This window comes from Streptomyces sp. NPDC030222 (assembly GCF_055573115.1).
This window is the reverse complement of the sequence record NZ_JBVICA010000015.1, coordinates 187695-195951: the sequence shown is the minus strand read 5'-3', so window position 1 is coordinate 195951 and position 8257 is coordinate 187695. Positions and strand designations below refer to the sequence as shown.

Below are 8257 nucleotides of genomic sequence, written 5' to 3'. Positions count from 1 at the left end.
GGCGGATCTTCCGACGCGCCCGCTGCAGCCCCACGCGCCTCTCCGCAATCGGCGCCGCGGTCCTCACCCTGGAGAGGCAACGCTGAAAAGGCTCACTGCGCGGCTGACATCGTGACGATAGTGTCCGGCCGGTCGCTGTCGCGCAACGCGACGATGCCGGGAACGTTGATCGCGACCTCGGGGCAGTTGTTCACGCGGGCGTCACGGCACGCAGCCGTCTTGACGAACTCGAACTCGGGGAGTGCAACGGACACGGGACCATTCCTCTCGCAGTACGCAGCGGGGAAACGGTCCCCGCGCCGCCTTGCTGACCGTCTCGGCCGCCTGCCCTTCTGTAACTCAGCGACCGGGACGGGGTTTGTCCTCCCACCCCTGCCGCCCCGCGCCGCCGCGATCACGGAAGGGGTGGGAAACTTAGATGTGCAGCGTGAGCACCAGCCCACGAGGACCCACGCCAGGAACTCGGCGAGGGCCGGCACCAGGGCGCGCGTCCGCCTCACCTGTGCTCGCTGCGGAACGGGGATGGGGGTGGGTTGCTGCCGGGCGGGAAGTAGACCACCCCGGAGACCGGATCTTGAGCCCCGCCCCGCTCCGTCCACCAACCCTCGGGAGAGTCCCTGTACGGGCCGTCAGGGTCCTGCGTGAGATCAATGAGAGTGACCAGCTCCGGGGCCGGTAACGGGCACGCAGGACGCCTCCGGAGGCTCGCGGGCGTCACTGCCCGGCCGTCCGCCGGTACCGTTTGGCGCACTCGCTGTGCCGGTAGACCACAGCGGGCGGGCCGGACTGTCGTTTCACGGTGCCACGGCGGCAGGGCTCAAGGGCCCCGATCGGCCGGGAGCACTCCGGGCACGTCTCCCCCTGCGGGGCGAACGTCGCGTACTCGTCCCCCCGTGCGTCGGTGTCGCTGGTCGTTCTCGCCATCGTCGCTGTCCCCTCACGTGGTCCGATGCCGACCACGCTAGGGAGACCGGAACCTCAACTCCCAGGCGATTGCACGAGGTTGCACGCGAGTTACCCGAGGGCATCCATGGCCGACGTGATCAGCGCACGAGCGCGGCCCCCGTAGACCGCCAGCGCTGCCAGCTCCGCGAACGTCTCGGCGTACATGGCTACCTCGCTGGGCTGCGTGAGCGTGAGATAGCCAGAGATCAACTCGACGTTGACCTGTGCCGCGTCATAGATCCAGAACCCCTCAGCCGGCCAGCGCTCCCGATCCGGCGTCATAGGCACAACTCCCAGGCTGACATTGGGAAGTGAGGCAATCGAGATCAGGTGGCCAAGCTGCCCGGACATGACCTCAGCGCCCCCGATCCCAGCCCGCAACACCGACTCTTCGACGAGGAACGCGAACCGCCGGTCACCCTCGTACAACACCCGCTGACGCTCCATGCGGGCGGCCACCGCTTCGGCCACGTCGTCCACCAGGCCACGCCGTCGCTGGATCGCCTGCAACGCCGCCGTGGTGTACGGCTGCGTCTGGATCATGCCGGGCACGAGCCACGATGAGTAGGACCGGAAACGGCGGGTCCGCTGGTACAGCGGTAGGCGGGCCTCCTGAGCCTGTTTGAGCCCGGCCCGCTCCATGCGCCGCCAGCCAACCCACATGCCCTCGGCCGTCCGCCGCGAGGCAATCAGGTCCTCGGTCTGGTCCTCGGCCCCGCACGCCTCGCACCATGCCCGAATGTCGTCAGCGGACGGGGGCGTGCGGGCGTTCATGATCCGGGACGACTTGGACCGGCTCCACCCACAGCGCTCGGCGAGTTCGGCCCCCGTCAGGCCAGCATCCCGGCAGATGTCCTCAAGGCGTTTCGCGAGGGCCTGCCGGGCCTGCTGGGCGCTGGAAGATGCAGAGACAGCCATGGTGCGTGATCAGCCCGGCCGGTACTCCGCGTGAGGAATCGCGCGCTCCCACGCTGCCTCGTACGCACTGACGTACTGAGCGGCCAACGCCGGGTCGTGGTGGACTTCCATGCGCGGGCCGGTCCACTGACCCTCGCCGCTGAAGTGGTGGAGGATCACGGTTTCCTCATCCATGACCCACCCGTCCAGCGCGGGGAGGAGCAGATCACGGGCGCGCGAGCGGGGCAGCCAACGCACGTCCTCTCCCGCTGCGACGTTCGTAAAGGTGCCGTCGTACTCGTACCGCACGTAGTCGCTCAGCGGCTCGGAGACGACGCGCAACCGCCGCATGACCACACCCCGGCCCGTCGTCTCGGCCACCACGTCCAGCCACGAGCGCCACCACGACTCGCGGTCGGCCGGATCGTACCGGTGTCCTTCCTGCCAGCGGATGAACTCCGGATCATCCCGCATGTAGCTGTCTCGCATTTCCAGGTGCATCGCCGAGCGCTGCGCCTTTGCGAGGCATTCACGTACCGCTGTTGCCACCGTTGACCTCACTGTCCGGGCGGGGGATGAACTGAAGCATGTTGGCGGGCAGCCGGATCACGGTCTCGTGCTCCGGAACGTCCGTGGAGTGACCCGGCACCGATCCGACTTCCTGAGCCTGCCGGAGGGTCTCCTCGTCCGCCTTCCATGACTGGATGATCAGGTCTCCCGTCTCCTCCTCCAGCCAGATCGTGGGCGAGCCGTCGTCCGGTGTGTTGGGCCAAATCCCTAGGAACTTTAGGGCCATTGGGCACTCCTCTACCGAGTCGGTTGCACGGACGTGCACGAGCCTCACCCCTACGCGCGATCAGCGCAAGAGGGCAGGCAGAGACACAGGAAGCCCCCGACAGCCAACCCCAGCGACGGGCGGCCTCGGGGGGCTTCGTGGGGCGTTCACATGGCTCATCGACCCGTTAAAGGGTGCCTTTCTCGGCTGCCCAAACACGGTCTTGCCCAGTAGCCGCAAGGGTCGAGCGTCCCAAAAAGCGGAGCCGCACCCAGGACGCGTTTTCCGAGCTGGGGCGGGGATCGCCGGCGGGCACGCGCGGGAACTTCCGGGCCGCTCTCCCCCACCCAGGCGGGTTCGCCGGGCACTGTGGGCAGTCGATGCCCCATGCGTCCGAGCGTTCTTCGCGGTGGGCATCGGCCGGCAGGCAATCCTCGGGGGCGTAGCCGAACCGGGGGCAGGAGCGGCAACGGGTCGGCACCCACAGGTGGTTATCTCCGCTGAGCGAGACACGACCATCGGGCCTGGCCCTCGTCACGGCGGACTCCCGGTGGGGGCGCAAGGAAGCCCCGGACAGACAGCCGGGACAGCGCATGAGCGGTGACGAAGTGACGAAGTGACCCTGAATCCGGGTTACCCCTTATAGATAGTGTTTTTAGTTCTATGCATGGAATGGGACTAAACGTCATTCCGTCACTTCGTCACCACGTAGGCGCCAGCGGGGCCGTCCGCGCTGTCCCGACACGCTCACGCGGGGCCGCGACAAATGGAAAAGGCCGGGTCCGATGCTCGGCCTTGTGCTTCGAACTCACTTCTTGGTGATGGTGTCCTTCTTCGACAGCCAGTCGAACTCAAGCCGTTCCAAGATCGGGGTGTGATCCCCCTGCCGTGCTGCGGGCTTGACCGTGATGCCCTTCTTTCCAAGGGCGCACTTCAGGAGCATCCGCTTGTCCGCCATGTCCGCCGCTTCCCATGCCTCACGCAGAGTGTCGATCTGGGTGAGGGGCGAGAGGTCTGCCTCCGCATCCAATGCCTCAAGGGTCGCGGCGGTGCTCTCGATAACGGTGCGCTGCCCTTCGCTCAGCTCCTCGAAGCGCTCTTCGTCCATCTTCCCGTACACGTAGAAGTCGTCTTCGAGCTTCTTCACACGCCGCTGGGCGGCCTCAAGGGCCTTCTGGGCCTCTTCCTTCTTCGCCTGCGTTTCGGGGTCCGCGAAGGCGAGCCACCGGCGGGCTATCTCGATGACCACCGGGTCACCCGGTTCAAGGGCCGTGATGTGGTGGATCCAAGCCTGTCCAACCGCGTGGTCGATGCGGTCGGCGAGGGTCACCACTCCCTCGCAGATCGACTTGCCCCGCGTCTGCCGGACCTCGCACCGGTAGCGTCCGCCACGGTGGCTCATCGAGCCGCCGCACGGTTCAAGCTCGCCCGTGCCCTTCTTGTCCCGCATCCGCCCGCACCGGTAGCTCCCCGTCCCCAGGTACTTCGCTTCCGGCTTCCCCTTCGCCCACCGTTCATCGGTCCGTTCGGCGATGAGGGCCTTGATCTTGAACCACTCGCCCGGCGTCACAACCCCCCTGCCGCACATGACGACTTCGCCCTTCTCGTTGCGCAGGGGCTCGCCGTACCCCTCCCAACTGTCCAAGGGGTTGCCGTGCTCGTCCGTCTTACGCCGCCGGACCGGGACCATGCCCGCGAAGAGCGGGGACTGAGCCAGCTTGCTCACCGCCGTGGGCGACCAGGTGGCACCGCTCCGGGTCCGGTACCCCTCCTCATTGAGTTGGTGGGCCGTGTCCTTCGTCGTCTTCTTGTCGAGCAAGAGATCCGCCAGCCTGCGAGCTGTGCCGTACTCGTCGGGATGAGGTTCGACCTTGCCGCTTCCGGGGGCGCTGTAGAGACCGAACGGTGGCCTGCCCGTTCCTCTTCGGCCTTCCGCCTTGTGCGAGTCATGGCCGATCTTCACGCGCTTCGCTGTGTCCTTCGCTTCCTCCCTGGCGCGTTCGCTCAGGATCGCGAAGACCATGCGGCCGCCCTGTGATGAGTCCAGCCCTTCGGACACGGAGACGAGCCGCGATTGCCGGCGGTCGAACTCGTCTAGCATCCGGCCCACCGCACCCATGCCGCGCCGGTCGAAGCGGTCCGTCTTCCACACACCGAGCGTCTTGGACCTGCCATCCATGATCGCTTGTGTGGCCTTCTCGAACTCCCTGCGCCGTACGTAGGTCTTGGAGGCCGAGAGTTGTTCAAACCAGACGTGCCGGATCTGAAGCCCGTTCGCCTGCGTCCAGCGCACCACGTCTCGCAGGTGCCCCCGCAGCGTGGCCAGGTCTTCCTTCTTGTTGCTGCGTCGCAGGTAGGCATCCATGAGGCCGGACGGGTCCGCCGTCGCAGGCTTGTCCAATCCCAGGGTTTCCAGTTCCTCAGGGCTGAGCCCCAACCCAACGAGCGTCGCGTGATCCTCGCGCACCACAACCCCCTCTGTTCTCAGGGGAAATGGTACGTAAGTGATGGACCTTAGACAGGCATCTTCTCGAAATGGGGCACGATCCACTCGCGGTCCACCGCGTAGCGGGCGAATCCGCCGCCCAGTTGGTCGTAGATGCCGCCGCGGGCCATCGCCTCACAGGTGTGCACGGCCATCTCGAGCGCGCCGTCGGCGCCCGTGCGGGCGTGGTGCCGCAGCAGGAACTCGATCACCATCGACGGCGGGAACTTCGGCGCCCCGCCGAACCCGCCGTACCGTGCGTCGTAGTCCCGGGTCAGCCCGAGCAGCGCGTGCGCGAGCACCTCCTCGCCGGGCACTCCCGCACCGTCCGCGAGCCTCAGCTCACGGCCCGCCAGGTCCCGGGTGATCTTCCGGGCCACCTCGTCGACCTCGTCCCGCCGCTCGGCCCAGGCAGCCTGCACGCCCTCCAGCACCTGCCGGAAGGACGGCATCCCGTGCCGGGGCTCCGGCGGGAAGTACGTCCCGAAGTAGAAGGGCTCCGCGTCGGGGGTCAGGAACACCGTCATCGGCCACCCGCCCTGCCCGGTCGCCGCCTGTACCGCCTCCATGTACACGGCGTCGACGTCCGGCCGCTCCTCACGGTCCACCTTGACGGACACGAAGTGCTCGTTCATGTACGCAGCGGTGTCGTCGTCCTCGAAGGACTCGTGCGCCATGACGTGACACCAGTGGCACGCGCTGTAGCCGACGCTCAGGAACACGGGGACATCGCGCCGCCGGGCTTCTTCGAACGCGTCCGCCTCCCACGGCCACCAGTCAACGGGGTTGTCCGCGTGCTGGAGGAGGTACGGGGACGTGGCCTGCGCGAGTCGGTTGGGCATACCCCCATCCTTGCGCACAAGGGGCGACGGGCCGCCCGCGGCACAGCGGGACGATCCGGGGCTGCCACGGAACAGGACCGTCTCATGTCTTCGGCGCCACGGGAGGGAATCTCTGCGATGATCGGGACCGGCCTCACACACATGACGGCTGGCGCACCGGGATACGGCGTGGTGCCCGGTGGTGACCGCCGATGGCTGCAGTCCCGCTGCCACGAAGCCGGTCAGCGGGAGAGGCGGCGAAGCCCCTGCTGGAGCGCCGGAGTCCAGGGCAGAATTCAGCACGGCGAAGGCATGGGTGCAGCCCCGGCATAGACGCCGCGTCTTCCGCTGGAGGACCACGTCACACCTGGGATGGCACTTGGGCGAACGAGCGCCATCAGGCGATCCGCTTGATCACAACCTTGGCCCGCTCACCCGGATCGGCCTCTGCCTGCTCGATCCTCCAAGTCCCCTCCCCCTCCACAGGGAATGTGTCACCGGCCATCAACTCGTAGCGGTAGTCGTTGCCATCGTCGTTCGCCACCGAAAGGTGGACGACAGGGCCCGCCCCCCCTTCGCAGGGCTGCACATGCATGACAACAATGTCCACGCTCCCTCGCGGAAAGGGGACCCCCGTCCTCAGGGGAATGGGGTAATACATGCCAGTTCACTCCAGTGCTGTATAACGATTTTTAATCCACTTGCGGAATTCTTGCACAGTCAGCGGCTCCGGATGGCGCTTGTTGTGCGGATTCCGCAGATGAATCAGGGATCGATCGTCCACTCCGGTCACCTCATACGCATGACCAGCGATGAGCCCCTTGGGGAGAGGCTGATGCTGCCCTTCGGGCTGCTCCGTACCCACCAGAACCGGGAGACCATCGGCCAACTTTTCGCGGAATGCGTTCAAAAGCTGCTTGTCGGGACTGCGGCCCTGCGCATCGTAGCGCGTTGGAAAATCCTCGGTCCAGGCCGGGCGCCCTGTGAGCTGAGTAAGGATTTCTGCACGATCGTTCGGGAAAGTGCCCTGGTCGAGTCGAAAATAACCCTCCCCGCGTTTCATACGGCCCTCGCCCCATGTTTGGTCCACGCCGGCCAGCGACTTCTCGAGAATCGCCGGCCAGGCTGGATGGCGATTGGTACGCGCATACAGCGATTCGTTCGGCTTGTCCCAGGACACCAGCAGATCAGGAGTCACGGTGAGCACGATGTCCCTACCCGTGGGTTCATATCGGCGCCAGTCACCGATTACCGTGTACTTCGCCTCGTGAAGCATCACTTCGTATGTGCCGTCCTCGTTCTCCTTCATTCTCCCCGAGATGGCCTCGGGCGTGTGCCCGGCAACAGCACCCATCGCGGCGATGACCCCGCAGTCGTTGAGTTGCCCCTGCTGGGTCTGTCCGCGGGCGGGAGGCCCGTCGAACAACGGTTTCCGGCTCCCGTCAGGCCGGTCCAGCGGAGTTCCGTAGTCGACGAGAACAACATTCTCCTCAGGCAGCTCCATTCGCACGAAATCGGGCCTGTCGACCGTCGCACGCAGCTCAGTCGGCGCGTCCGCCGGCTCCCGAGAGGGTCTGACGGCGTCCCAGACCCGCCTCAGACCGTCGCCCAGGGGTGCGCTCTCCGGCCCGTCCGGTTCAGAAGCACACGCCGCATCGGTCGGCGGGGCCGGGTCGGCGTCTTCGGCGCGCTGTACGGGGGCGTCGTCGGTGGCCGGCGGGGCCTCAGTTCCGTCGGCCTCCTGCACGGGACCGGGGGCGTCCGGCTCGCTCCGTTCCGGGCCGCCGCCCGAAGGCCGGTCCGCCGACTCCGGCCGGCGGGCTTCGCCATCGGAGGGCTGCGCGGCTGCGGGCTCTTCCGCGCGGCCGGGCTCCGGCACGTCCTCCGCCGGGCTCTCCTCGGACGAGTCGGTCCCGGCCTCCGGAGCCGGGGCCTCGTAGGAGCCGGAGATCTCGTTCCGTCCGTCGTCGAGTGCGGGGCTCCCTCGCTCGTAGCCTCGCGTGGACGCCCCGGCTCCCGCGCCCTCACCAGACTCTGCGGCCTCTGCGGTCGCATCTGCAGAGCCCTCAGTGGCCGGTGGCTCTTCCTGGCGGGACTCCTCCCGTCCGGACTCCTCGGATGCGGGCACGTCCATCGGGTCCGGAGCCTCTGCTGAGCCGTCGAGCTCCTCTCGAACTACCGGTCCTTCGGCAGGTCCCACAGGCTCCGACGGCTCCGCTGCGGCCGGGGGCAGATCGCGCTCCGCCGGCCCGGGAGCCTCGGGTGACGTCCGGGTCGCTCCCTCCTCCGCTTCCGGCGGCTCCGGCGCCGCATGCGGATCAGAGGCATCCAGGC

7 protein-coding genes and 2 pseudogenes are annotated in these 8257 nt (G+C 67.4%); 1 reads left to right on the top strand and 8 read right to left on the bottom strand.

Annotated features, from left to right (window positions below; all coding sequences use genetic code 11):
* A pseudogene (locus tag ACZ4Z5_RS22365) lies at positions 1-86 on the top strand (IS5/IS1182 family transposase); the annotation flags it as partial.
* Between the two features lie 6 nt (positions 87-92).
* Here ACZ4Z5_RS22365 and ACZ4Z5_RS22360 read toward each other — a convergent pair.
* From ACZ4Z5_RS22360 to ACZ4Z5_RS22325, 8 genes and pseudogenes are all read right to left on the bottom strand, one after another.
* Positions 93-254 (bottom strand): DUF397 domain-containing protein, encoded by a 162-nt coding sequence (locus ACZ4Z5_RS22360; RefSeq protein WP_468265365.1) that lies wholly within the window; start codon positions 252-254, stop codon positions 93-95.
* A 760-nt stretch (positions 255-1014) separates the two neighbouring features.
* On the bottom strand, positions 1015-1863 hold the full coding sequence (locus tag ACZ4Z5_RS22355; RefSeq protein ID WP_468265363.1) for a helix-turn-helix domain-containing protein: 849 nt from the start codon (positions 1861-1863) through the stop codon (positions 1015-1017).
* A 9-nt stretch (positions 1864-1872) separates the two neighbouring features.
* Complete coding sequence (locus tag ACZ4Z5_RS22350; RefSeq protein WP_368861096.1) at positions 1873-2391, bottom strand: DUF6879 family protein; 519 nt, start codon at positions 2389-2391, stop codon at positions 1873-1875.
* Positions 2372-2638, bottom strand: a complete 267-nt coding sequence (locus tag ACZ4Z5_RS22345) for a hypothetical protein (protein WP_205383545.1) — start codon at positions 2636-2638, stop codon at positions 2372-2374. The genes ACZ4Z5_RS22350 and ACZ4Z5_RS22345 overlap by 20 nt, the downstream gene beginning before the upstream one ends.
* 787 nt (positions 2639-3425) lie before the next feature.
* Entirely contained in the window at positions 3426-5084 is a 1659-nt protein-coding gene (locus ACZ4Z5_RS22340) for a recombinase family protein (RefSeq protein ID WP_468265360.1), read from the bottom strand.
* A gap of 56 nt (positions 5085-5140) precedes the next feature.
* Positions 5141-5944 (bottom strand): annotated as a pseudogene (locus ACZ4Z5_RS22335) (thioredoxin domain-containing protein); the annotation flags it as partial.
* A gap of 376 nt (positions 5945-6320) precedes the next feature.
* The gene (locus ACZ4Z5_RS22330; protein WP_468265358.1) at positions 6321-6584 is read right to left on the bottom strand and encodes a DUF6406 domain-containing protein; all 264 of its coding nucleotides are present in this window, start codon (positions 6582-6584) and stop codon (positions 6321-6323) included.
* Between the two features lie 6 nt (positions 6585-6590).
* A complete protein-coding gene (locus ACZ4Z5_RS22325) occupies positions 6591-7670 on the bottom strand; it encodes a C2 family cysteine protease (RefSeq protein ID WP_468265356.1) in 1080 nt (359 codons plus the stop codon).
* Between the last annotated feature and the right edge of the window lie 587 nt (positions 7671-8257).